The 23,618-nt window shown below is 64.3% G+C and carries 25 protein-coding genes; 6 read left to right on the top strand and 19 right to left on the bottom strand.

What is annotated here, in order from left to right; all coding sequences use genetic code 11:
• Positions 1 to 37 precede the first annotated feature (37 nt).
• Positions 38 to 1,039, top strand: a complete 1,002-nt coding sequence (locus KJQ12_RS05650) for a M23 family metallopeptidase (RefSeq protein ID WP_213483819.1) — start codon at positions 38 to 40, stop codon at positions 1,037 to 1,039.
• 1 nt (position 1,040) lies between these two features.
• Positions 1,041 to 1,490 (top strand): bactofilin family protein, encoded by a 450-nt coding sequence (locus KJQ12_RS05645; RefSeq protein ID WP_213483818.1) that lies wholly within the window; start codon positions 1,041 to 1,043, stop codon positions 1,488 to 1,490.
• Between the two features lie 8 nt (positions 1,491 to 1,498).
• Here the strand turns inward: KJQ12_RS05645 and KJQ12_RS05640 are convergent, their stop codons facing one another.
• The 7 genes from KJQ12_RS05640 to KJQ12_RS05610 all read right to left on the bottom strand — a co-directional run bounded on the left by KJQ12_RS05640 (position 1,499) and on the right by KJQ12_RS05610 (position 7,246).
• Complete coding sequence (locus KJQ12_RS05640) at positions 1,499 to 1,822, bottom strand: hypothetical protein (RefSeq protein ID WP_015255822.1); 324 nt, start codon at positions 1,820 to 1,822, stop codon at positions 1,499 to 1,501.
• Between the two features lie 82 nt (positions 1,823 to 1,904).
• Positions 1,905 to 2,753, bottom strand: a complete 849-nt coding sequence (locus KJQ12_RS05635) for an inositol monophosphatase family protein (RefSeq protein ID WP_015255823.1) — start codon at positions 2,751 to 2,753, stop codon at positions 1,905 to 1,907.
• A 64-nt stretch (positions 2,754 to 2,817) separates the two neighbouring features.
• Positions 2,818 to 3,642: a sulfite exporter TauE/SafE family protein gene (locus KJQ12_RS05630; RefSeq protein WP_015255824.1), complete on the bottom strand. Its 825-nt coding sequence runs from the start codon at positions 3,640 to 3,642 to the stop codon at positions 2,818 to 2,820.
• A 14-nt stretch (positions 3,643 to 3,656) separates the two neighbouring features.
• Positions 3,657 to 4,427: an enoyl-ACP reductase FabI gene (gene fabI, locus KJQ12_RS05625; protein ID WP_213483817.1), complete on the bottom strand. Its 771-nt coding sequence runs from the start codon at positions 4,425 to 4,427 to the stop codon at positions 3,657 to 3,659.
• A 184-nt stretch (positions 4,428 to 4,611) separates the two neighbouring features.
• Positions 4,612 to 4,929: a hypothetical protein gene (locus KJQ12_RS05620; protein WP_015255826.1), complete on the bottom strand. Its 318-nt coding sequence runs from the start codon at positions 4,927 to 4,929 to the stop codon at positions 4,612 to 4,614.
• 18 nt (positions 4,930 to 4,947) lie between these two features.
• On the bottom strand, positions 4,948 to 6,108 hold the full coding sequence (locus KJQ12_RS05615) for a D-alanine--D-alanine ligase (protein ID WP_015255827.1): 1,161 nt from the start codon (positions 6,106 to 6,108) through the stop codon (positions 4,948 to 4,950).
• Positions 6,109 to 6,169: 61 nt separating this feature from the next.
• Positions 6,170 to 7,246 (bottom strand): amidase domain-containing protein, encoded by a 1,077-nt coding sequence (locus KJQ12_RS05610; RefSeq protein ID WP_213483816.1) that lies wholly within the window; start codon positions 7,244 to 7,246, stop codon positions 6,170 to 6,172.
• A gap of 293 nt (positions 7,247 to 7,539) precedes the next feature.
• On the opposite strand from KJQ12_RS05610, the gene acnA reads away from it, so the two are divergent.
• Positions 7,540 to 10,248: an aconitate hydratase AcnA gene (gene acnA / locus KJQ12_RS05605; protein WP_015255829.1), complete on the top strand. Its 2,709-nt coding sequence runs from the start codon at positions 7,540 to 7,542 to the stop codon at positions 10,246 to 10,248.
• A gap of 108 nt (positions 10,249 to 10,356) precedes the next feature.
• Here the strand turns inward: acnA and KJQ12_RS05600 are convergent, their stop codons facing one another.
• A complete protein-coding gene (locus KJQ12_RS05600) occupies positions 10,357 to 11,214 on the bottom strand; it encodes a helix-turn-helix transcriptional regulator (protein WP_015255830.1) in 858 nt (285 codons plus the stop codon).
• 183 nt (positions 11,215 to 11,397) lie between these two features.
• Between KJQ12_RS05600 and KJQ12_RS05595 the strand changes: the two genes are divergently transcribed.
• Positions 11,398 to 11,742 carry a hypothetical protein gene (locus KJQ12_RS05595; protein ID WP_015255831.1) on the top strand — a complete coding sequence of 115 codons (345 nt, stop codon included), beginning with the start codon at positions 11,398 to 11,400 and terminating at the stop codon, positions 11,740 to 11,742.
• Positions 11,743 to 11,917: 175 nt separating this feature from the next.
• Here KJQ12_RS05595 and fdhD read toward each other — a convergent pair whose 3' ends face one another.
• From fdhD to KJQ12_RS05580, 3 genes are all read right to left on the bottom strand, one after another.
• Positions 11,918 to 12,733: a formate dehydrogenase accessory sulfurtransferase FdhD gene (gene fdhD, locus KJQ12_RS05590; protein ID WP_015255832.1), complete on the bottom strand. Its 816-nt coding sequence runs from the start codon at positions 12,731 to 12,733 to the stop codon at positions 11,918 to 11,920.
• Complete coding sequence (locus KJQ12_RS05585) at positions 12,718 to 15,117, bottom strand: FdhF/YdeP family oxidoreductase (protein WP_213483815.1); 2,400 nt, start codon at positions 15,115 to 15,117, stop codon at positions 12,718 to 12,720. Before KJQ12_RS05585 ends, fdhD begins: the two co-directional genes overlap by 16 nt.
• Positions 15,118 to 15,207: 90 nt before the next feature.
• Complete coding sequence (locus tag KJQ12_RS05580; RefSeq protein WP_015255834.1) at positions 15,208 to 15,954, bottom strand: IclR family transcriptional regulator; 747 nt, start codon at positions 15,952 to 15,954, stop codon at positions 15,208 to 15,210.
• A 279-nt stretch (positions 15,955 to 16,233) separates the two neighbouring features.
• Here KJQ12_RS05580 and KJQ12_RS05575 point away from each other — a divergent pair, with 279 nt between their 5' ends.
• Both KJQ12_RS05575 and KJQ12_RS19560 read left to right on the top strand, forming a co-directional pair.
• Complete coding sequence (locus KJQ12_RS05575; RefSeq protein WP_213483814.1) at positions 16,234 to 17,292, top strand: alpha/beta hydrolase; 1,059 nt, start codon at positions 16,234 to 16,236, stop codon at positions 17,290 to 17,292.
• Between the two features lie 69 nt (positions 17,293 to 17,361).
• Positions 17,362 to 18,480, top strand: coding sequence for a superoxide dismutase (locus KJQ12_RS19560; protein WP_244860446.1), 1,119 nt, complete (start codon positions 17,362 to 17,364; stop codon positions 18,478 to 18,480).
• Between the two features lie 56 nt (positions 18,481 to 18,536).
• Here the strand turns inward: KJQ12_RS19560 and KJQ12_RS05565 are convergent, their stop codons facing one another.
• From KJQ12_RS05565 to KJQ12_RS05530, 8 genes are all read right to left on the bottom strand, one after another.
• The gene (locus KJQ12_RS05565; RefSeq protein WP_213483813.1) at positions 18,537 to 18,845 is read right to left on the bottom strand and encodes a hypothetical protein; all 309 of its coding nucleotides are present in this window, start codon (positions 18,843 to 18,845) and stop codon (positions 18,537 to 18,539) included.
• A gap of 111 nt (positions 18,846 to 18,956) precedes the next feature.
• Positions 18,957 to 19,550, bottom strand: a complete 594-nt coding sequence (gene folE, locus KJQ12_RS05560; RefSeq protein WP_015255846.1) for a GTP cyclohydrolase I FolE — start codon at positions 19,548 to 19,550, stop codon at positions 18,957 to 18,959.
• A gap of 33 nt (positions 19,551 to 19,583) precedes the next feature.
• Positions 19,584 to 19,805 carry a YneF family protein gene (locus tag KJQ12_RS05555; RefSeq protein ID WP_213483812.1) on the bottom strand — a complete coding sequence of 74 codons (222 nt, stop codon included), beginning with the start codon at positions 19,803 to 19,805 and terminating at the stop codon, positions 19,584 to 19,586.
• A 50-nt stretch (positions 19,806 to 19,855) separates the two neighbouring features.
• Positions 19,856 to 20,413: a methylated-DNA--[protein]-cysteine S-methyltransferase gene (locus tag KJQ12_RS05550; protein ID WP_342344829.1), complete on the bottom strand. Its 558-nt coding sequence runs from the start codon at positions 20,411 to 20,413 to the stop codon at positions 19,856 to 19,858.
• Positions 20,414 to 20,454: 41 nt separating this feature from the next.
• On the bottom strand, positions 20,455 to 21,720 hold the full coding sequence (gene queG / locus KJQ12_RS05545; protein WP_213483810.1) for a tRNA epoxyqueuosine(34) reductase QueG: 1,266 nt from the start codon (positions 21,718 to 21,720) through the stop codon (positions 20,455 to 20,457).
• Positions 21,721 to 21,742: 22 nt separating this feature from the next.
• Positions 21,743 to 22,189 (bottom strand): ribonuclease HI, encoded by a 447-nt coding sequence (gene rnhA / locus KJQ12_RS05540; RefSeq protein WP_015255850.1) that lies wholly within the window; start codon positions 22,187 to 22,189, stop codon positions 21,743 to 21,745.
• 14 nt (positions 22,190 to 22,203) lie between these two features.
• Positions 22,204 to 22,818 (bottom strand): signal peptidase I, encoded by a 615-nt coding sequence (gene lepB / locus KJQ12_RS05535; RefSeq protein WP_213483809.1) that lies wholly within the window; start codon positions 22,816 to 22,818, stop codon positions 22,204 to 22,206.
• A 125-nt stretch (positions 22,819 to 22,943) separates the two neighbouring features.
• Complete coding sequence (locus tag KJQ12_RS05530; protein ID WP_015255852.1) at positions 22,944 to 23,366, bottom strand: GNAT family N-acetyltransferase; 423 nt, start codon at positions 23,364 to 23,366, stop codon at positions 22,944 to 22,946.
• Positions 23,367 to 23,618: the final 252 nt, after the last annotated feature.

Raw genomic sequence — 23,618 nt, 5'->3', positions numbered from 1 at the left:
GTTCAAACCATCACCGGACGGGGAGGGGCGCCGTGACTTGAGGGACAGGAGTTCGACCCGGTGGTCGCTGATCGTCATGCGCGGCCCCGACAAACGCGTCCGCCAGTTCCGGATGCGGCGGCGCTTCGTCGTCGCCGCGCCCGCGGCGCTGCTCCTGCTGTTCGCCGCCTGCCTGGCTTTGCTGCAGGCGCGCGCGGCCTGGCAGCTTGCGGCGCTTGAGCGGGAGCTGACCGAGCAGACCGTCCGCCATCAGGAAGCCATCGCGGCGAAAGACGGGCAGATCCGCGCGCTGGAAGCGGAGGTGCGGGAACTGTCCGACCAGCAGGGCGAGCTTGAGGCGCGGCTTCGCGATTTGCACGAATTGGAGCGAAGGCTGGAAGATTTTTTTGAACGGTACGGAGGAGACGGGGATGCGCCGCCGGTCGGCGCAACCGGCTTGAGCGGAGCCGATACGGCCGGAGATGAGGATACGGCGGACGTGCACGCCCCGCCCGAAGTGACCGCCGCCGACATGATCCGGATGCTGAATGCGGACGAGCCCGATTTCCGCACCATTTCGGGCATGATCGACGATCTGGACCGGTCGATGGCCTACAAGATCGAAGAGGCGCGGCGGCGGAAGCTGGAGGCCGACGCCCTGCCGTCCGCCTGGCCGACCCGCTCCCGCCGCGTCACCTCGACCTGGGGCTACCGCCGCGATCCGTACACCGGGAAGACCGCCTTCCATGCGGGCATCGACATCGCCGGGCGGAAGGGCGATCCGGTGTATGCCGCCGGAGACGGCATGGTGGAGGATACCGGCTCCGACGCAAGCCGCGGCCGCTACATCGTCATCAAGCACAGAAACGGGCTGCGCAGCCTCTACTATCACCTGTCGGCCGTCGAGGTGGAGCCCGGCGACGCCGTGAAGCGGGGCGGACGGATCGGCGCGCTCGGTTCGTCCGGCAGGAGTACGGGGCCGCATCTGCATTTCGGAGTCGAAGCGGATGGGGAGAGCGTGAACCCGCTCAACTATCTGGAACTCGTGAAGGAGGATTAACATGCGGAGGAAACGTTCGATTCCCGTGACCGACACACTGATCGGCCGGGGCACTTCTTCCGAAGGACGCATCGAATGCGATGCCGGCCTCCGGATCGATGGCGAATTCAGCGGCGAAATCGTCTGCCGCGGCGACGTCGTCATCGGCGAGTCCGGTATCGTCCGCAGCAACGTCGAGGCGCGGAGCGTGACCGTTGCCGGCAAGCTGTTCGGCAGCGTGAAGTCGCACGGCCGGTTCACCCTCCTGGCATCCGGCGAAATGAACGGCGACGTGGCGGCCGCGGGATACGTCATCGAAGGCGGGGCGCGGCTCAATGCCGATTGCCGGACGGATCCGTCCCTGGCCGAAGGACGCGCGGACGCGCAGCGGGACGACGGACGGAAGCAGCCGGCGCCCGTGGCGGCAGACGGCCGCATCGCCGTCCCGCAGGCAAAAAAACAGGCAGGATGAAGAGCGGTCTACCGCTCTCCATCCTGCCCTTCTCCGTTCTGACCGTCTGTCCGTTCCTCGTCCGGGGCGTCCGCATCCATCCGGATCATGAAGCGGTCGTAACGGCCGTCGATCTCGCGCGCCATGCTGCGGTACCGCTTCGTCTCTTCCACGATCGGATCGTACTCCATCCGGATCCGCACTTCGTACTTCGGCGGCAGGCTTGCCCGGACGCGCTCCTCGCGGCCCGACTCATCGAGCGGGCCGTCCGTCAGCTGCTCCGCAAGCACCCGCTCCGCTTCCGCATCGTGCGGAGCGCGGCCGCCGGCCTGCCGTCCTTCCCGTCCTTCCATGCGCTTCACCTTCCCGCAAGATGCCGATTGGATGACGATGCAATCGTGCCGTCCCGTGTAGTATCGGGAAGCGCCCGATCCGTTATTCCGCCGCCGAGCGGAGCACGGCCAGAAGTTCGTCGTGCACGGCGCCGTTCGAAGCCACGATATTGCGCACGCCGAGATGGTACGGGTTGCCGTCCAGATCGGTGACGACGCCTCCCGACTCCTGGATGAGCAGCGCGCCTGCCGCGATATCCCAGCTGTTCAGGCCGATCTCCCAGAAGGCGGAGAGCCGGCCCGCGGCCACATAAGCCAGATGCAGCGCCGCCGACCCGGCCGTGCGCACGTTCCGCACGCGGGGCACGACAGCCTCAAGCTGGCGCATGTTGAGCGGGAGCGCGCCGTCACGGTCGGCCGGAAAGCCCGTTGCGACGAGGCTCTCCTTAAGGCCGGTCTCGCCGGACACCCGGGTGCGCCGGCCGTGGACGTAAGCGCCCTTGCCTTTCTCCGCGATGAACAACTCGTCTTTCGACGGATCGTAGACGACGCCGAGGATGACCTCGCCCCGGTGCGCCAGCGCGATCGAGACGGAGAAGAAAGGAAATCCGTGCACGAAGTTCGTCGTCCCGTCGATCGGGTCGATGATCCACAGATATTCCGCATCCTTCACTTCTTCGAGCGCCGCCGCCGACGCGGCCGGCCCCGGTTCGACGCCTTCCTCCCCGAGAACGGCATGGTCCGGAAAGTGCGTCAGAATGAGGCTGCGGATCAGGTTCTCCGAACCTTTGTCCACTTCCGTCACGAGGTCGTGGTGCGACGTTTTCTGATTCAGGCTGGCGTAGCCGCCCACCTTCGTCTTGATCCATTCGCCCGCCTTCGCCGCGCAGTTGATCGCCACGGCCGCGAAGCTTTTCCGGCCGATGACCTGCCGGCTGTCCGTATCGTTCATGATCTCCCCCCCTTTCCGTCCGAAAATAACGCTTGATTAAGCGGTACGCCCGCCCATTGATGGCCTACAGTGATTGAATTCCTTCGAATATCATGCGGACCGCCAGCACGAGCAGCGTCACGCGCAGCAGCCACAGGAGACCCCGGCCGGACATGCGCCGGGCGATCCAGGCGCCGATCTTGCCGCCGATCCAGGCACCGGGGAGCAGCGCCGCCGCCAGCAGCCAGTCGATCTCGCCGAGCCCCGCCTTCACGCCGCTGCCGAGCAGCGACGACAGGAAGATTGTGAACATCGAAGTCGCGGTCGCCACATGCGGCGGAAACCGGAACAGGATCACCATGACCGGCACGAACAGCGAGCCTCCGCCGATGCCGAACAGCCCGGAGACGAGACCGACGCCGAAACCGACGATGAGCCCGGGCAGCAGCGCGAAGCCGTACTCGTGCTCGTTCCCGGCGGCGTCGGTCCAGACGCGGCGCATCGGCCACGCCCGCGAGGACGGCTTCATCCGGTCGCGCAGCATGAGCAGCAGTGCCATAAGCAGCATGAAGACGCCGAACACGATCCGGAACGGGCCGCCCTGCAATTGTCCGGTCAAGGCGGAGCCGAGCATCGCCGCCGGTCCGCTGGTGGCGAAGAGCAGCCACGCGATGCGGAAATCGACGCGCTTGTCCTTCATGTAGCTCAGCGTCGAAGCGAGCGCGGTTACGATCAGCACCGCCAGCGATGTGCCGACAGCCGTGCTGTGCCCGATCGGCTCGCCGGTCAGCATCGGGCCGAACAGAAGGAGGGACGGCACGATGATGATGCCGCCACCGAGCCCGACGATGCTGCCGAAGACGGCGGCGATCAGTCCGAGGATGATGAGCAGGATGATGGCAATGAACATGGCGAATTAACGGATCACACGCCGACAATATGATAGCCGTTGTCCACGTAAATGACTTCGCCCGTAATGCCGCGCGACAGATGGCTCATCAGGAACATCGCGGTGTCGCCGACTTCCTCCGCGTCCGTCGTCCGCCGCAGCGGCGCTTTCTCTTCGACCTGGCGCAGAATCGAGTTGAAGTCCTTGATCCCTTTGGCCGCGAGCGTCCGGATCGGCCCGGCCGAAATGGCATTGACGCGGATGTTGTATTGTCCGAGGTCGGCGGCGAGATAGCGGACGGACGCTTCGAGCGCCGCCTTCGCCACGCCCATGACGTTGTAGTTCGGCATCGCCCGTTCGGCGCCGAGATAGGTCATCGTCATGATGCTGCCGCCTTCGGTCATGAGCGGATACAGTTTCTGCGCCACCGCCGTCAGCGAGTAGGCGCTGATGTCATGGGCCAGGGCGAAACCCGCGCGCGAGGTGTTGACATAAAGCCCTTCCAGCTCTTCCGTCTTCGCGAAGGCGATGCTGTGCACGACGCCGTGCAGCACGCCGAACGACTCGCGCAGCGCGTCGGCCAGCCGTTCGATGTCTTCGTCGGACGTCACGTTGCACGGCAGGACGAGCGAGCCCGGCATCGTTTCCGTGAGCTTGCGTACCCGCTCCTCCACGCGCTCGCTCTCGTACGTGAATGCGAGGTTGGCGCCCTGCGCCTTAAGCGAGCGGGCGATCGCCCAGGCGATGCTCCGGTCGTTCGCCACGCCCATGACGACGATGTTCTTGCCGTTAAGCAGTCCGCTCATGAACCGATCTCCTCCTTGACTTGTCCTTCGTCCAACTTAACGGATTCTGGCAACGATTTCAAGTGGCACCCCTCACGCCCCGCGCAAAATGCTCGTCCGCCCGCGGGAGCTTGTCCCGCACCGGACCGCACGGGCCGGAAGGAGCGCCCGGAAACGCCGCCTCTCCGCATCGCTGCCCCGGCCGTCAGGATTGCTCGCCGAAGAACATCTCGTGCGCCAGCGCCGTCTGGATGCGCGATTCTTCGTCCGTCAGCCTGCGGACGAGCTCCATCTCGACCTCGGTCACTTCTTCACCCTGGAAATTGATCTCCGCGATCGACGCGACGATCTTGACGATGGCGATCGCCCGGTTGTCCGGCGTGTAGGCGATCACTTTCTGCCCGGTCGGGTAGACGCGGAATCCGCTTTTGACCATTTTGCCCCGGCCGTATTCCAGCAGTTCGTACAGCTCCTGGTCGGATTTGAACTTGCACACGGAGTTGAATTCGGTCGGAAAACCCATCGGATTCCCTCCTTCAACTTATTCGCCGTAGACGAGCTTCTGCTTCGCTTCATGCCGCTCGAACGCGAGCGCGATCAGCTTGTCGAGCAGTTCCCGATAGGGCAGCCCCGACTCCTTCCAGAGCAGCGGGTACATGCTGAACGGCGTAAATCCCGGCATCGTGTTCACTTCGTTCAGGAAGATGCGGCCGTCTTCCTTGCGCAGGAAGAAGTCGACGCGCGCAAGGCCCGATCCGTCAATCGCCTGATAGGCGCGAAGCGCCATCTCGCGGATCTGTTCGGCCGTCTCCTCCGGGATGTCGGCCGGAATCTTCATGACGGATTTGCCGTCGATATATTTCGCGTTGTAGTCGTAGAAGTCGTTCGACGAGACAATCTCCCCGACGACCGACGCGCGGGGCTCGTCGTTGCCGAGCACGCTCACTTCCAGCTCCCTGGCGTTCACGAATTCTTCGACGAGCACCTTGCGGTCGTAACGGAACGCGTATTCCACCGCCTGGATCAGCTGCTCGCGGTTGTAGGCCTTCGAGATGCCGACGCTCGAACCGAGGTTGGCCGGCTTGACGAAGCAAGGGTAGCCGAGCGACACCTCGATCTCCATGATGAAATATTGCGCATCCTTGTCCCACTGCGCCCGGGTGAAATGACGGAACACGCACTGCGGCAGCCCTTCATGGGCGAACACCCGCTTCATCATGACCTTGTCCATGCCGACAGCCGAAGCAAGCACGCCTGCGCCGACATACGGAATGCCCGCCATTTCCAGCAGCCCCTGGATCGTGCCGTCCTCGCCGTACGTCCCGTGCAGCAGCGGAAAGACGACATCCAGCCGCTTGCCGCCGCTGCCGCCCGACGATGCCGAAGGCGCGGCTTTCTGAACCGCCTTCGCGGCTGCCGCCGGCGCCTTGGGCGGAGCGGCCATGCGTTCGAACACGGGCAGCAGCAGCTGTTCCGACGCGGATCCGTCCGCTTCGTCGTAACGGATGAGGCCGATATGTTCCGGCGGAGCCGACAGCGCCGGCCCGGCATGCCAGATGCCCTGCTTCGTAATATAGAATGGCTGGATTTCATATTTGTCGTAATCGAATGCTTGCAGCACGGAGAACGCGGTCTGCAGCGACACCTCGTGTTCTCCGGAACGGCCGCCGTAGACGAGCCCTACCCGAACTTTATCCCCCATGTCCATCCTCCGGTTCTTAGATTATCCTGCAGCCTCAGGCGCTGTCCGGCCGCGCGGACGATCAGAATTCGTCCGCGATGTGAAAAAATTTGTACCGCGTCCGTTCCGTCCAGGCGTAAGAATCGCGGTAATCCCAATAGCGGTGGCGGCTGGCCGTCGTATTCGCGTTGACGAGCGGCATCCCCGCGCTGTCAAAGGCGGTGACGATCGTGCTGTGCTGAAACCGTCCGTCGCCGTCCCAGTCGTAGAAAATGACGTCTCCGAGCATCAGATCCGCCGGCGATTCGACCTGAACGGCCTGCAGGCCGGACGTCGCGCCCCTCGCCAAATACGATTGAAGCGCATGCGAGACCGCCCAGCTGTAGCTCCACAGCTCACGGCCGCCGCTGCGCCCCTTGTACCACCAGCCCGAATCTCTTCTACCAGTATAGTTCATCGGAGCATGGCCTGCAAAGAGGCACTGGGAAACATAGTTCGTGCAGTTCACTTCGAACTTCTCATAAGCGGGATTCGGCTCGTTCCACCAGCGGTCGGCATACGCGGCCGCCAGATCCCGGCGGTACGGAATGCCTGCGCGCATCTTCTGGAAATGCGGCAGCAGCCGGCCGTTTATATAAGGTAGCGGAATTGCCGGTTCGTCCTGCTCCTGCCCGGACCGGCCGGCGGTTCCCTCCGGGTCCGGGTCGGGCGGCGCCGCCGGGCCGGGGGGTTCCCGCCGCCGCTCCGCAATCTCGGGTTCGATGCCGGTCACCCGCCAGACGCCGTTTCGAAGTTCGAGCCGGATGCGTTCGATCTCCAGTTTTTCCTCGGTATAGGAGGCTTCCCCGAAGGACAAGCTTCGCTTGAGATGCAATTGCAGGCGGACCGCGGCCGTACGGCCTTCCTCGCGGAAGCCGAGCAGAACCGCACGGGCTTCTTGCCGCTCGGGAAACGCGCCGCGCCGATGTTCCCGCTCGCGCATGCGCTTCAAGCGGGTTTCGAGCCGGCCCAGGTGCTTGTCATCCTCCGCGACGGCCGTAAGCGGTCCGGCGGTCATATCGATCTCCGCTTCACTCACGCACTTCACGTATTCGTGCACGGCTGCCCGCCACCCGTGCAAAGCCGGCGGGCGTCGCCCGGCTTCGCTTTGCAGCGCCATGCCGGCCCCTCCTCCCCTCAAGCTCGCGGTCTGCGGTCCCGGGGCAGTTCCCCGGGGCAGGAAAAGCATCGCTTCATGTATATGTGCCGGACGCCGGTTTCATGAATCCGGCGGGCCCTAGCGGCCGTCAGACGGCGCGGAAGCGACAAAATCAGGCTTTACGTTGATCATTGCAAACGATATACTAGGAATATAGCGCGATTATGAAATTGAGTTTCACCAGACGAAACAACATTGTCCGGAAGAAACGAATCGCGGCAGAGAGACCCCATACGGTAAGGAGGAGACTTTCCATGGCGAAGCAAGATGCCTACGGCATCCGCTCCAGCCTTGAAGTCGGCGGCAAGACATATGCCTACTACCGGCTGCAAGGGCTGGAGGAGCAAGGCCTCGGCAGCATCGGCAAGCTTCCGTTCTCGATCAAGGTGCTGCTCGAAGCGGCCGTCCGCCAATACGACGGACACGCCATCACGAAGGATCACGTGAAACTGCTGGCCACCTGGGCGGAAGGCCGTCAAGACAAAGAAATTCCGTTCATCCCCGCCCGCATCGTACTGCAAGACTTCACCGGCGTTCCGGTCGTCGTCGACCTGGCGGCGATGCGCGACACCGTGAAGAAAGCGGGCGGCGACCCGAAGCGGATCAACCCGCTTGTGCCGGTCGACCTCGTCATCGACCACTCCGTCATGGTCGACGCGTTCGGTTCGCCCGACGCGCAGGAGACGAACGAACGGATCGAATTCGAACGGAACGGTGAACGGTACCGCTTCCTCCGCTGGGCGCAGACGGCGTTCGAGAACTTCCGCGCCGTGCCTCCGGGAACGGGTATCGTGCACCAGGTGAACCTGGAGTACCTCGCCACCGTCGCGGCGACGAAAACGGTGGACGGCGAGACGGTCGTCTTCCCGGATTCGCTTGTCGGCACGGACTCGCATACGACGATGATCAACGGCCTCGGCGTCGTCGGCTGGGGCGTCGGCGGCATCGAGGCGGAAGCCGGCATGCTCGGCCAGCCGCTCTATTTCGTCACGCCGGAAGTCATCGGCTTCAAGCTGACGGGCAAGCTGGCGGAAGGCGCGACGGCGACCGACCTGGCGCTGACGGTTACGCAGATGCTCCGCAAGAAAGGCGTCGTCGGCAAGTTCGTTGAGTTCTTCGGCCCGGGCCTGTCGAACATCAGCCTGCCTGACCGCGCGACGGTCGCGAACATGGCGCCGGAATACGGCGCGACGATCGGCTTCTTCCCGGTCGACCACATCTCGCTCGACTTCCTGCGTCAGACGGGCCGCAGCGAGGAGCAGATCGCGCTCGTCGAAGCCTATTACAAGGCGCAGGGCATGTTCCGGACGGACGACACGCCGGATCCGGTGTTCTCGGACGTCATCGAGCTCGACCTGTCGACGATCGTGCCGAGCCTCGCGGGTCCGAAGCGTCCGCAGGACCGCATCGAGCTGACGGCGATGAAGGAATCGTGGAACACCATCATCCGCACGCCGATCGAGAAGGGCGGCTACGGCCTTACCGAGGAGAAGATCGCCGAAACCGTCGAAGTGAAGCACAAGAACGGCAAGGTCAGCAAGATGGGCACCGGCGCGGTCGTCATCGCGGCGATCACGAGCTGCACGAACACGTCGAACCCGTCCGTCATGCTCGGCGCGGGCCTCGTCGCGAAGAAGGCGGTCGAACGCGGCCTGACGGTGAAAGAATACGTCAAGACTTCGCTGACGCCGGGCTCGCTCGTCGTCACCGACTACCTGAAGAAAGCCGGCCTGATGGAGCCGCTCGAGAAGCTCGGCTTCCACATCGCGGGCTACGGCTGCGCAACCTGTATCGGCAACTCCGGTCCGCTGCCGGATGAAGTGAGCCAGGCGATCGCCGACAGCGACCTGACGGTCGCATCCGTCCTGTCCGGCAACCGGAACTTCGAAGGCCGCGTCCATGCGCAGGTCAAAGCGAACTTCCTCGCTTCGCCGCCGCTCGTCGTCGCCTATGCGATCGCGGGCACGGTGGACATCGACCTGACGAAGGATCCGCTCGGCTACGACCCGAACGGCCAGCCGGTCTACCTGCGCGACATCTGGCCGTCGTCGCAAGAGATTCAGGACGCGATCAACCAATCGCTCACGCCGGACATGTTCCGCGCGAAATACGCGAACGTGTTCACGCAGAACGAGCGCTGGAACAAGATTCCGGTGCCGCAGGGCGAATCGTACGAGTGGGACGAAAAATCGACCTACATCGCGAACCCGCCGTTCTTCGAGAACCTGCATGAAGGCGTCAAGGACCTCGGCGACATCACCGGCGCCCGCGCGCTGGCGCTGCTCGGCGACAACGTGACGACCGACCACATCTCGCCGGCGGGCAACATCAAGGTCGACAGCCCTGCGGGCAAATACCTGATCGAGCACGGCGTGAAGCGCGAGGACTTCAACTCGTACGGCTCCCGCCGCGGCCATCACGAAGTGATGATGCGCGGCACGTTCGCCAACATCCGCATCCGGAACCAGGTGGCGCCGGGCACGGAAGGCGGCGTGACGAAGTATCTGCCGACGGACGAAGTGATGTCGATCTACGACGCCGCGATGAAGTATCAGGCGGACGGCACGAACCTCGTCGTCATCGCCGGCAAGGAATACGGCATGGGCAGCTCCCGCGACTGGGCGGCGAAAGGCACTTACCTGCTCGGCATCAAGGCCGTCATCGCCGAAAGCTTCGAGCGGATCCACCGCGCGAACCTGGTCGGCATGGGCGTCCTGCCGCTGCAATTCCAGAACGGCGACAACTGGCAATCGCTCGGCATCACGGGCCGCGAGACGTTCGACATCGTCGGCCTGACGAACGACATCAAGCCGGGCGACACCGTCAAGGTGGTCGCAACCCGCGAAGACGGCAGCAAGTTCGAGTTCCCGGTCACCGTCCGGCTCGACTCCTACGTCGACATCGAATATTACCGCAACGGCGGCATCCTGCAGACGGTTCTCCGTCAGATGATCGCAAGCTGAGGCTGAAACGCAGGCAGGCTGACGCTATAACGGAAAAAGGGCTTTCCGCTCAAGCATTCGCTCGGGCGGAAGCCCTTTTTTTAAGCTTTGGGACCCTGTCCCCTTCGCTCAGGAACGGACTTTCGAGCCGTCCCTTTCGTTCAGCATGGCCAGCCGCTGGATCGAACCGTCATGCAGATCCGGCGTGAAGACGGTCAAATACAGCTCCTGTTCATCGATCTGCATGATCTGCGGGTCCAGATGAAGCCGCCCGGCCTCCGGGTGCTCCATGACGTAGGGATGCCGGTACGAGCAATGCACCTCATAGTCATCCCACCAGTCCGCGAATTCGGGACTTCCTGCCGACAATGCGGCAACGAAATCCTTGTACCACGGGTTTTCCAGATGTCTCGCATACTTCGGACGGAAATGACCCAGCATCGTCTTGGCCAGACTTTCCCATTCAAGGTACATGGACCGGTGCGAAGGCATCATGAACATGCGCCAGACGAGGTTTCGTCCGTACGGATGCGTCGACTCGAACGGGCCGAAGACGGCCTCCGCCAGCCGGTTCCATGCGAGCACATTCATCTTTTCGTCGCAAATGTAAGCGGGAAGGGCGGAAAATTGATCCAGCATGTATCGCAGCGAGGCGGGTACGTCCTCACGCTCGTCGGCCGGCATTGCGTCATCCCTTCGCGAGCCGGCCAGGAAAAACAAATGCTTGCGTTCGTCGGCATCCAGACGAAGCACCCTGGCCAGGCTGTCCAGCACTTGATCGGATACCTGAATGTCCCGCCCTTGCTCCAGCTGCGTGTACCAGGGAAGCGATATGCCGGCAAGTGCGGCCACTTCCTCGCGGCGAAGCCCCTTCGTTCTCCGGCGCGAAAGGTCGACGTTCCGGAGGCCCGCAAGCTCCGGCGACAGCCGAAGCCTGCGCGTTCGCAGGAAACGGCTGAGTTCCGCCCGTCGCTGATCAGCGCTCATGACATTTCCTTCCTTTCAAACCGGCGCGGTCCGGGATCAGGAGGCATCCGGCGCGCCCGGTGTTCCACAATGCTATCTTACCTGAGGAATGGCGGATGGAACAATCATCGGTGCTTGAAAAGGAATAGAAAGCGGGGCGTGGAATAAAGCAACAGGAAGCATGGTTTGAAATGGAGGCGTCTGATGGTGTTGTTTTTGCTGATCTGCCTGGTCTTCATTCTCGCTTCGGTGCTGGTTTTCAGAAAATCGGCGGTTCGTCATCCGTACGCAAACGGCATCCAGCTTGCGATCACCATTTCCGCTCTTGCCACGGTGTGCCTTGCGCAAAATTACACGCAAAGCCTGATCCCCGAAGCGAACGACGGGCTCGGCGTATCGAATGCGGTGGCCTATTGGATCATCGGCGAGGACGGCTGGTCGAAAGAAAAATTCAAAGCTTATTTCGAGAACTCGGCATACCTCACGTTCTTGCTGATCCTTGCGTACCCCGCGGTGCTTGCGGCGGAAGCGAAGCGTAAGAAATCGTAAGCCGCGAAATCAGCGGTTCGGTGCATATTGGGACGAAGCCCCTTTCGGCTGCTTTGGCACCATATCCCCTTCGCTCAGGAAGGAGCGCGCCGGATGGTCTCGGAGATCTTCATCCCGCGCAGGCATGGTCTGGCGGCTTGAGAAACCCCGTCCCGCTCCCTGCAATGCACGCGATTCAAGGCTGCCCGGCGGCGCCGAGCCGCTCGGGGTGCGTGTAAACGTTCATCCGGCCGCCGCGGACGAAGCCGGCCGCCGTGATGCCGAGGTCGTGCGCCAGACGCAGCGCGAGGCCGGTCGGCGCCGACTTCGCGATCAGGATCGCCGCGCCGATCTTCGCCGTCTTCAGCAGCACCTCCGAGGAAATACGCCCGCTGAAAATAATCGCCGCATCCCGGGTCGGTATGCCGCGCCGCAGACAGTAGCCGAGCAGCTTGTCGAGCGCGTTGTGGCGGCCGATGTCCGTCCGCATCGCGATCAGCCCGCGCCCCGGCGACCACAGCGCCGCATTGTGCACGCCGCCCGTGCGCGCGAATTCGGCCGAACGGCGCTGCAGTTCGGCCATGGCGGCCAGACATTCCTCCGGCCGCATCCGCACCCGCGAGATCGAAGTCCGCGCCGTGCGCACGTCGCTTCGGAAGTAGAACTGCCGGCTGCGCCCGCAGCAGGAACCGATGACGCGCCTGCCGAAATCGGCCTCCGCCCCGTCCAGCCGGCGGCGCAGCCGGACATCCGCGAAACCGGCCGCCTCGTCCCAGTCGATCCGCTCGATATCTTCAGGCGACGCGATGATCCCCTCGCCCGCGAGAAAACCGAACACAAGATCTTCGGTATCCTGCGGCGAGCAGACGACCGTGACGAACTCTTCGCCGTCCAGCCGGACCGTCAGCGGAATCTCTTCGGCCACCGCGTCTTCGCCGGCCGACCAGCCGTCAGCGCTGTATCTCCATACGGGAAACGCGGTGTCGACGGCGCGATCTATTCCGTCCGGCATGGCTGCGCCCCCGCTCCCGCCGCGCCCGCAGGCAGACCGTCTTCCTCCGGCACTTCCGCTTCCTTCGTCCGGTATTTGCGGTCCTTGCGGGCGTAGAAGACGTCGGCTTTCTCGACCTTCACTTCCGTGTTGTACTCGGGTATGCCGGCGTGCGGCTCGTAGACGCCGGACGGGAACAGGACGTTGCCTTCCGGCCAGAACAGCTCGAGGTTGCCGCGGGCGACGGGCGCCGTTCGGAGCCGCCCGTAGAACCGGCCGAAACGGTTGTGGACGACGACCGCTTCGCCGTCCGCGATGCCGAGTTCGGCCGCGTCTTCGGGACTCATCAGCACATCTTCCCGAAGCGCGCCGTTGAACGGATCGACGCTGCCGTACACCATCGAATTGAACTGTTTGCCCCGGCGCGTCGTCGCCAGAAAAGCGCCCGCCGCGCGGCGGATGCCGGGCGAGGCGATCGGAATGAGCCGGCCCCGGCCGTCCGGCGTCGGGCAGACGCCGCCCTCGCACAGCCAGGCGCCGCCCCACTGGAAGAAGTCGCCCTGCTTCCGCAAATGCTGAATGCCGTCATAGTTCGGCGCCGCAAGGGCAATCTCCGCCCGGATCTCGTCCGCCGACTCCGCCTTCATCGACCGGGCCGCTTCCTCCGGTTTCACGCGGCGCGCCAGATCGAGGAAGATGCGCCATTCCTCGCGGGCCTCGCCGATCCGCGGACCGCGGATCTCCGGCGAGAAGTAGACCATCCGCTCCGTCGACGTCGACGTGCCGCCGCCCTCCTGCTCATAGCGCGTCTTGGCCGGCAGCAGAATGACCGCCTCCCGCGCGTCCGCCAGCATCGACGTATTCAGAATGATGTCCTGGTGGACGCGGAGCTCGATGTTCTCCAGCGACTGCCTGATCCGGTCAGGATTCGGCATCGTCTCGAGGAAGTTGCCGCCGGAGGTGTAGAAAAGCCTCAGCCGCCGCTCGTGATCATCCGGCAGCAGCGCGTTCTCCAGGGTGACGCCGACAATGTCGCCCTGCCACTTCGGAATGTCGAAGCCCCACAGTTTCTCGATCCGCGCAATCGTCTCCGGATCGAAATCGCCGCCCGGCAGGCTGAACGGATCGGCCCCCATCTCGCTCGACCCTTGTACGCCGCTGTGGCCGCGGATCGGCATGAGGCCGCACTTCGCCCGGCCGAGAAAGCCGCGGAGCAGCGCCAGATTGACCACCTGCGTCACGTTGTCCGTTCCGAACCGGTGCTGCGTCAGCCCCATGCTCCAGACGAACACGCCGCTCTTCGCGCGGGCCAGCAGTTCGGCGAACTCGGCGATCCGCTCCCGGGACAGTCCCGAGCCGCGCTCGATGTCGTCCCAATCCAGCCCCGCGACATGCGCCCGCAGTTCTTCCAGGCCGTTCACATGCTTGCTGATGAAGGCGAGATCGAGCGCGGAGCCGGGCTCCCGCTTCTCCATCTCGAACCAATGCTTCATGACGCCGTTCATGAAGTCGATGTCGCCGCCGATATTGACCTGGTACCAGTCGTCCGCCAGCTTCGTGCCGAACAGGGCCGATTCCGGGATCGAAGGAATCCAGTAGCCGTCCATCGCCGGCTCGCGGTACGGATTGATGACGATGATCTTCGTGCCCTGCCGTTTGGCGGCGTACATGTATTTCGTGGAAACGGGCTGGTTGTTCGCGGCGACGCTGCCCCAGAAGACGAGCACGTCCGTGCCGATCCAGTCCGTGTAGCTGCAGCTCGACGCGCCGATGCCGATCGACCGCTTGAGCGCGGTCTTGGACGGCGAGTGGCAGATGCGCGAAGCGTTGTCGATATGGTTCGTGCCGAGGAAGCGCGCCGTTTTCGCCGCCATGTAGTACGTCTCGTTCGTCAGGCCGCGGGCCGTCAGATAGAACGCCGCCTGCTTCGGATCGACGGCGCGGAATTTGTCCGCGATCCGGTCCATCGCCTCGTCCCACGACACGCGGCGGAAACGCCGCTCTCCGCGCTCGCGGATCATCGGATAAGGGAGCCGCCCCAATTCCCGCAGCTCGGCGCTGCTCATGCGCCTGAGCTCGTCGATGTCCGCCGTCAGGATGTCATCGGGGATGGCCGGCGCCGTATTGAGGCGCAGCAAATTCAGCCGGGTCGTGCACAGATGCGGTCCCGTGAGCGTCCGGTCCCGCAGGCCGGAGACGCCGAGCGCGCATCCGTCGCATACGCCCTGGGTCAGGATGCGCCAGGCATAGGGCAGGTTGTCCCGGTTCCGCCATACCGTTTTGGCCGTCTCCATGATGTGATGCGGCTTCACCTTGCCGAGGCCGAGCGGGACCGGGCTGACCCACAGTCCGGGCTTCGGCGTCTTCGGCAAGCGCATCGGACCGCCGTGTTTCGTTTTTCCCATTTTGCATCCGTCCTCCTCTGTCCGCCATCACACTTCCATCGTATCAGGAAAGCCTTTGCACAACAACGCGGGAGATGCCGGGCCGGCGGATCACTTGCCCAGCATCATGCCCATGCGGCGCGCGGCTTCCCGGATGGCCGGCACATACGACTGCATCACTTCCGGCGTCAGCCGCCCGGACGGCCCGGAGACGGACAGCGCGGCCATGAGACGGCCCGCACGGTCCAGAATCGGCGCGGACACCGCCGCCGCTCCGGGCTCGCGCTCCTCGAAGCTGGTCGCATAGCCGGTCTCGCGGATGGCTTCAAGCTGCGCCATAAACGCCGTCCGGTCGATGGATGCCGGCCAAGCGGGATCGTCCAGCACGAGGCGCAGCGTCTCCTCGTCGGCCCAGGCGAGCAGCACCTTGCTCGACGCGCCGACGTAGAGCGGCAAGCGGGCGCCGACCGGGGCGACGCGCCGGACCGGCTGGTTGCTCTGCACCGCCTGGATCCGGATCCGCTCCTTGCCGTCGCGGACGTACAGGCTGACCGTCTCGCCGAGCATGTCGCGCAGCCGCTCCATTTCGGGCAGGAGCAGGGAGGCCGGGTCGTCGCTGGAGGACAGATTCGCCGCCAGTTCCCAGATCCGCATGCCGATGCGGTAGCGTTCGGTCAGCGAATCCCGCGCGACAAAACCTTTGTGTTCGAGCGTGGCAAGCATGCGGTGCACCGTGCTTTTGTGCAGGCCGGTCCGCTCCGCCATCTCGGTCATCGACCATTCGGCGCGCTCGAGGAACAGCAGCAGAATGTCCAGCGCCCGTTCGACCGCGCGGACCGTCGATTTCCCGTCGTCCATCGGAAGATCGCCTCCCATGATCAACTTCCGGTGTTTCGCACAATGAAACTCTGTATCAACCAGTATAACGCACTCCGCGTCCGCGGGCCATAGGCAATCGGAAGAACGTGCGGCAGACGGGGAGACGAGATGGTAATGAAGGAATATTCCGGCCGATTTTTTACGCCAAGATTACACTTGCCTAACAACTTGTCGACGCAAATTGACACGCATGCCGGTGCTCCCGTAGGATAAAAGTAACCGATTAAAAGCGCTTACATTCCGGGGGAGGGGATCCGCATGAGATCGAAGGTCATGCATCTTGAGGCCGGCATTTCAAGCAGCGGTCCGGCTGCGCTGCCGGGTCCCGCGCTGCTGCCCGGCGCCGGTCCCGGTCTGCCTGTTCTGCCCGACGATCCGCCGGCGGAGCAGCGCGCTCCTGCGACACCCCGGCACAAAGGCCTGAAAGTCGCCGTCCTCGCGCTCGCCTCCCTGACGGCGTTCGCGCTGCTGATCTTCACGGCCGCCCACGGCCTCATCGCCTGGCGGCTCGCCTATCCCGCCGTCGCGCCGCTCGCCTCCGATCCGATGCAGGCGAAGCAGCTGGCCTACTCCGAATTTGTCATCCCCGCATCGGGCGGCATTCCCGCCGTCAGCGGCTGGTACATCCCCGCCACGGCCGGCGGTTCGCGCACTATCGTCTTCAGCCACGGCTACGGCACGAACCGGGAGGAACCGTGGGTTCCGATGTACGATCTGGCCGAGACGATGCATCTGCTGGAGTACAACATCATTCTGTTCGATTACGGCTACGCCTCCGCCGAAGACCGGGCGCCGGCGACGGGCGGCGTCACGGAGTCGCGCCAGCTGGTCAAGGTGATCGAATACGCGAAGGAGACCGGCGCGGACGAAATCATTGTCTGGGGTTTCTCGATGGGCGCGGGAACGGCGCTGCAGGCCGCTTTCCTGACGGACGACATCGCGGCGATGATTCTGGACAGCACGTTCATCGCCGACGCCGGCACGCTCGCGCTGAATCTGGCGGAGTTCTCGCCGGTTGACGGATTTCCGTCGCCTTCGCTCGTCGCGGCGTTCTTCCCGCTCTGGTCCGGCACCCGCCTCGCCAGCATTCCGTCCGACCGGATCAAAAGCACCTCCTACGACATGCCGATCCTGCTCATCCACGGGACGAACGATGCGAAGGCGCCGGCTTCGATCGCCGAGACGATCGCCGCGAATCAGCGCCATCCGCTGTCGTCGGCCTGGATCGTGCCGGGCGGGCAGCATGAGATGATGTTCCGCACGCACACCGAAGAATATATGCAGCGCGTCACCGCTTTTCTCGCCGGCATAGGATAACCTGCTCCGCGAATACATCTCTTACGGAAGCATCCGGCAAGAGAGACGCGGAAGGAGGAATGACGCGCCGTGACCTTGAGCGAGAACGAAACGCCGTCCGATCCGGCCGAGGCCATCGCCGCCTGGAAAAGGGAAGAGCAGCGGACGGCCGCTGAACTGTCCCGGCGGATTGCGGCGTTCAATCCGCCCGGCGCCCGCCTGCTCGGCGACTGGGTGCCGGTCTTCGATTATACGGCACGCTGTGCCGAGTATTGGCGGCAGGCCCGGGCGGATCCGGCAGGCGGGTTCGCCGCGATCCCGGAGCCGCACGGCCGGGCACTGGAAGAAGCCGCATACGCCCAGACCGAAGCGTTCGCCGGCCATCTCGAGCGGCTGGCGGACGGCGCCCGCATCAGCGGCCGCGCGGAGGAGGCGGATGCGCTCGCACAGGCGGCCGCGGCGGCACGGGCGCGGCTGGCGCGGCGGGAGCATCAGGAGCCGGGCGGCGCGGCGGACGCCGGCCAGAAGCTCCGCAGCGAAGCGGAGGACCGCAGCCCTCCCGATCGCAGCCGGCCCTGGCGTGCGGTGCCGATCGGCGGGCATACGCTGCCGCCGCTGCCCTACGCTTACGATGCGCTGGAGCCGTACATCGACGAGGCGACGATGCGCATCCATCACGACCGGCACCACCGCGCCTACGTCGACGGTCTGAACCGGGCGGAGCGGGCGCTGCAGGCGGCCCGCGCCTCCGGGCAGTTCGATCTCGTGAAACATTGGGAACGGGAGCTGGCATTCAACGGCGCCGGCCACTACCTGCACACGATTTTCTGGAACGTGATGTCGCCGCAGGGCGGCGGGCGGCCGACGGGCGCGCTCGCCGACGCCATCAACGCGAGCTTCGGCAGCTTCGAAGCGTTCCAGCGCCAGTTCTCCGCGGCGGCGGAGCAGGTCGAGGGCGGCGGCTGGGCGATCCTCGTCTGGAGCCCGCGCAGCGGCCGGCTCGAGATTCTGCAGGCGGAGAAGCACCAGAACCTGTCCCAATGGGACGTCGTGCCGCTCCTTCCGCTTGATGTGTGGGAGCACGCGTACTATTTGAAACACCAGAACCGCCGCGCCGACTACATCCGGGATTGGTGGAACGTCGTGAACTGGCCCTGCGTCGCCGAGCGGTTCGCGAAGGCGTCGCAGCTCCGGTGGGAGCCGTTCTGAAGCGAAGACGGCCCGCTCTTCCGTCAGGGGGAGCCGGGCCTTCTTCGTCTTTGTGCTCAGCGTTCGAACACTTTGTATTCCCGATCGTTCACTTTCGCGAGCAGCATGTCTTCATCCGCTTTGCAGATTTCGGTTCCGGCCTCGAGCTCGTTGGAAGACAGTTCGTCCGTCGGCAGCCGTTCAGGGGCCGTCTTGACGGACACGGTGCCGACCGGTTCCGCGTGCGCGTATTCGTCTTGCGGCACCAGCCCCTTCCCGATGTATTCCTGACCTTGATAAATCAAAATCGATGCGTAGGACGACTGTTCGATTCCGCACCCCGCAGCCGCCGCCAGAAGCAGCAACAGAAGCGCAACGCGTTTCATTTTTTCACCCCTTGACCCCTGTAAAAATAGAACCAGCGCCCCGATGGAACTGATGTCCGTCGGAGCGCTGCGTGCAGCGGATGATGGTTGTTCGCGTTTGCTGTTCCTTTTCTACATCCGGATCAGTTGAAGAAACTCGTCCCGCAGCGCGGCGCTCTCCCGGAATTCCCCGCGGATCGCGGAAGTGACCGTCTTGCTGCCCGGCTTCTTGACGCCGCGGGCGCACATGCACAGATGCTCGCCTTCCACGACGACCATGACGCCGTGGGGATGCAGCCTCTCCTCGAGGATGTCCGCGATCTGGCTCGTGATGCGCTCCTGCACCTGCAGCTTGCGCGTGACCGCCTCGACCAGACGCGCCAGCTTGCTGAGCCCGACGATTTTGCCGCTCGGGAGATAGCCGATGTGCACCTTGCCGAAAAACGGCGCGAGGTGATGCTCGCACTGGCTGTAATAGACGATATCCTTCACGATCACGAGTTCTTCATGCTGCTCGTCGAACGTGACGCCGAGGACGTCGCCGGGATCGACCGAATAGCCGGCATAGATTTCCTCGAACATTCGCACGACGCGGGCCGGCGTATCGAGCAGCCCTTCCCGGTCGGGGTCTTCCCCGATCATCCGCAGCATTTCCCGGACGAGCCGCTCCAGTTCGGCACGGTTCTCCGCCACATGCCGATTGGCATAATCCTTCACGCCTGCCATCTCGATGATCGCCTCCCCCGGAGGCACACCGGCCTATTTGCGGCCGATGTTCCCCCGTTTCATCATCTGCTGCGCGCGTTGCAGCTGCTGTTTGTTCAGATTGTAGCCCATCTGCTTGGCCATCTTCTGCAGCATCTCCGGATCGCTCTGCATCTTCATCAGTTGCTGGCGCAGATAGAAAACGCCGCCCGCGAATCCGCCGATCAGGCCGACGACCAAAGTCAGAATCGGTATAATGATATCCCATGCGCTCATTTCGGCCGCCCCCCCTTCTGCATGATGCGTTCTCCCGCGATGCCACTAAATCATAGCACGTTCGCCAGCGGCCGGGCAACGTTCGCGGCCAACCGCTCCAGTTCGAGCAGGCGCCTTTTCGCGTCGAGCCCGCCCGTGTAGCCGACGAGCGATCCGTCCGCGCCGACGACCCGGTGGCACGGCACGATGATCGGCAGCGGATTCCGGTTGTTCGCCCCGCCGACCGCCCGCACCGCCGACGGACGGCCGATCGCCCCGGCGACCGCCTTGTACGAGCGGACTTCGCCGTACGGAATGGCGGCGAGCGCCGCCCACACCGCCTTCTGGAAGGGCGTGCCGTACATCGCCGTCGGCAGCTCGAACCGGAAGCGCTCGCCGCGGAAATAGGCCGCAAGCTGCGCCGCCGCTTCCTTGAGCAGCGGATCGTCCGGCGCGTGCCGGAAATCGCCGGCCAGTCCGTGCTCGGCCGCCCATGCGGTCAAGGCCGCGCGGCGCTCTACCATCCGGCCGAATTCGACCCGGCACAGCCTGCCGTCCGCCTTCAGAAGCACGAGCGGTCCGACGGGCGAATCGATTTCGATCCAGCGGACAAGTATCGGTTGCCCCATATCCATACCCATTCCTCCTTCCGCAGCGCATGCGGCGGGCGTCAGACGCCCGGCTTCGCCGCGCCTTCCTCGTATATAGGAACGCCGCTGTCCGCGCCGCCGTGCCTGCGGTCGTCCGCTCGGCCGCCGGCCGCATCCCGCGGCTCGGGATTCTCAAGCGCCTCAAGCGCCTCAAGCGCCGCCTTGATCCGCGCCGAAGTTTCGGGATCGGCCTCGCGATCGAGCGCCTGCCGCAGCGCCCGCTCCGCCTCGGAGCCGCCGATGCGGCCGAGCGCCCACGCGGCCGTGCCGCGCAGCACCGGACGCGGATCGTCGGTCAGCACGCGGATGAGGTCCGGCACCGCCGACGCCTCGCGGAAATGGCCGAGCGCGATGACCGCGTTGCGCTGGATCGGCTTCTTGCCCCGCCAGGCGGCGGCGGACGCGCCGAACCGCTCCTTGAACTCGCGGTTGCTCATCGACAGCAGCGGCACAAGCAGCGGCTTGACCGTGTCCGGGTCCGGCTGCAGCTCCTCGTGATGCGTCCAGTCTTTGCCGCGGTTCACGGGGCAGACGATCTGGCACGTGTCGCAGCCGTACAGCCGGTTGCCGATCTTGCGCATCTGCCCGTCGCTCAAGTAACCCTTGGTCTGCGTCAGATACGAGACGCACGCCTGCGCATTGAGCTCGCCCGGCCCGACGAGCGCGCCGGTCGGGCAGGCGTCGATGCACTTCGTGCACTCGCCGCACATCTCCGTGACCGGCGCATCCGGCGGCAGCGGCAAGTTCGTGATCATCTCGCCGAGGTACACCCAGGAACCGAACTCGGGCGTGATGATCGAACAGTTCTTGCCGCTCCAGCCGATGCCGGCCCGCTCGGCGACGGCGCGGTCGACGAGCGCGCCCGTGTCCGTCATGGACAGCGCCCGAAGTTCCGGCGCCCGCTCGCGCAGCCACGCTTCGAGCCGGGCCAGCCGGTCCCGCAGCACCTCGTGGTAATCGCGCCCCCATGCCGAGCGCGACAGGATGCCGCGGCGGGCCCCCGGCTCGGACTTCGGCGCATCGCGCAGCTTCGACGGGTAAGCGACCGCAATCGCGATGATCGATTGCGGTTCCTCCATCAACAGCGCGGGATTCGTCCGCTTGTCGAGGTCCGGCTCCTCGAAGCCGGATTCGCGGCCGAGCGCGCGGTGCCGCTCCAGCGTGCGCCTGAGCTCTGTGAACGGCTCCGCCGATGCGACGCCGATCTTGTCGATGCCGAGCGACCGCGCCGCCGCTTTCATCTCCGCCTTCAGCTCGGCGTAAAACGCCGCGGGCCGCTCCGTCATGGCGGACCCCACGCTCCTCTCGTCAGCCCGGCTGCGACTGCCGCCTGATCTCGGCCCGGGCCAGCTCGTCGCACCGGTTGTTCCATTCGTTGTCGCTGTGGCCTTTCACCTTCACATAGGATACCCGATGCCGCTGCATCAGCGACCAGAGTTCCTGCCAGAGATCCTGATTTTCCACCGGCTTGCCCTTGCTGTTCCGCCAGCCGTTCTTCAGCCAGCCCTGCATCCAGTTCTGCCGGAAGCAGTTCACCACATACGCCGAATCGCTGTACACCGTCACGGCGCAAGGCTCTTTGAGCTGCTTGAGCGCCTCGATGACCGCGACGATCTCCATCCGGTTGTTCGTCGTCATCGGTTCGCCGCCGGATATTTCTTTGCGATGCGGTCCATAGAACAGAACGGCGCCCCAGCCCCCCGGCCCCGGGTTGCCGGAACATGCGCCGTCCGTGTAGATCGTCACTTCTTTCACGTGCCGTGTCGCTCCTATATCTTCTTCCAGCGCGGGATCGGCCAGAGGATGAATTCCGCCTTGCCGAGCAGGCTGCCCGCCGGCACCGTCCCGAACGAACGGCTGTCCTTGCTGGCGCCGCTCCGCCGGTTGTCGCCCATGACGAACACCTTGCCCGGCTCGACCGTGAGCGGTCCGAAATCGGGACCGGCGATCGCGACATCCGCGTACGGCTCGGCCAGCCGCTCGCCGTTCACATACAGCACGCCGCCGCGGATCTCGATCGTGTCCCCCGCGACGCCGATGACCCTTTTGACGATATACTTGCTCTCGCCGGGAGTCGGCGCGGGATCGACCAGCACGGCGATGTCGCCGCGGGCCGGTCCGCCCAGCCGGTAGCCGATCTTGTTGACGAGCAGCCGCTCGCCCGTTTTCAGCGTCGGTTCCATCGAGATGCCGTGCACGATCGTGAGGTCGAAGACGAACAGTTTCAGAACCGCCACGACGACAACCGCAAAGGCGAGCGACTTGAGCCAATCGGCCAGCTCTTCCCGCCATCCCTTCGGCTTCGCGCCGCGCTTTCGCCGGGACCGTTCGCGCCTGTCGGCGAACCGTTCATCCGTCTCCGTGGTCTCCGCCGGTTTGTTCATGTCATCCTCCGCCCGCGGATGCCCTCAAGGGCGCTGAGAATAGAAAAGCATATCTTGCGGCCAAAAGCAAGGCGCGCAACATATGCTGTGAGAACTTCGATCGATTCGACGCCCAAGGCCGGCCTTCAGCCCGCCATGATCGCGAGTTTTCGGTTCGAATTTTGGAAATCCTGGGCTTTGTAGCCCATGGCTTCGTATAGCGGAAGAATCGGTTGGTTATGCTCGTCCGCGGCAACCATGACCTGCGTTACCTTGCGCTGTTCAAACCGGATCTTGAGCCCCTGGATCAGCGCCTTCGCGCATCCCCGGCCGCGATAGTCCGGATGAACGGCGATCCGGTAGTAATAGCCGCGGTCCCTGTCGATCGTGCCGATGATGAAGCCCGCGATGGCGCCTTCAATCTCCGCCACCAGGATCAGGTCGCTGTCCCAGCCGAGCTGGCGGGCGAAAGCTTCGCGCGTCTCTTCACAACAGGCTTCGGAGAGAACGGACTCCATCAGCTCCGATACCGCACGGTAATCCGACAGTTGAAAAGAGCGAACAACCATGGAATGAGTACCCCCGCATTTTCGTCAAATGAGAAAAGACAAGCACCTTTTCATTTACGACAAAAATGAACGGATTCCTGCAAAATCTTAAAAAAAGTTTAAAAAATTCGTCTCATTCGTGGAAATGCTGTCCGTGGATGTGTATTTTAAGCGCTTACTTCCATTAATAGTTAGCTTTGTTCGGAAATGCGGGTTCGCAGCTGCGGCAGACAGCGGCACCTTCCATTGTTACTTTATGCTCGGGCTCACCGG

It is taken from the genome of Thermobacillus xylanilyticus (assembly GCF_907165215.1).
Lineage (GTDB): Bacteria > Bacillota > Bacilli > Paenibacillales > Paenibacillaceae > Thermobacillus > Thermobacillus xylanilyticus.
The sequence above is the reverse complement of the archived record's forward strand: the minus strand, read 5'-3'. Positions and strand labels throughout refer to the sequence as shown.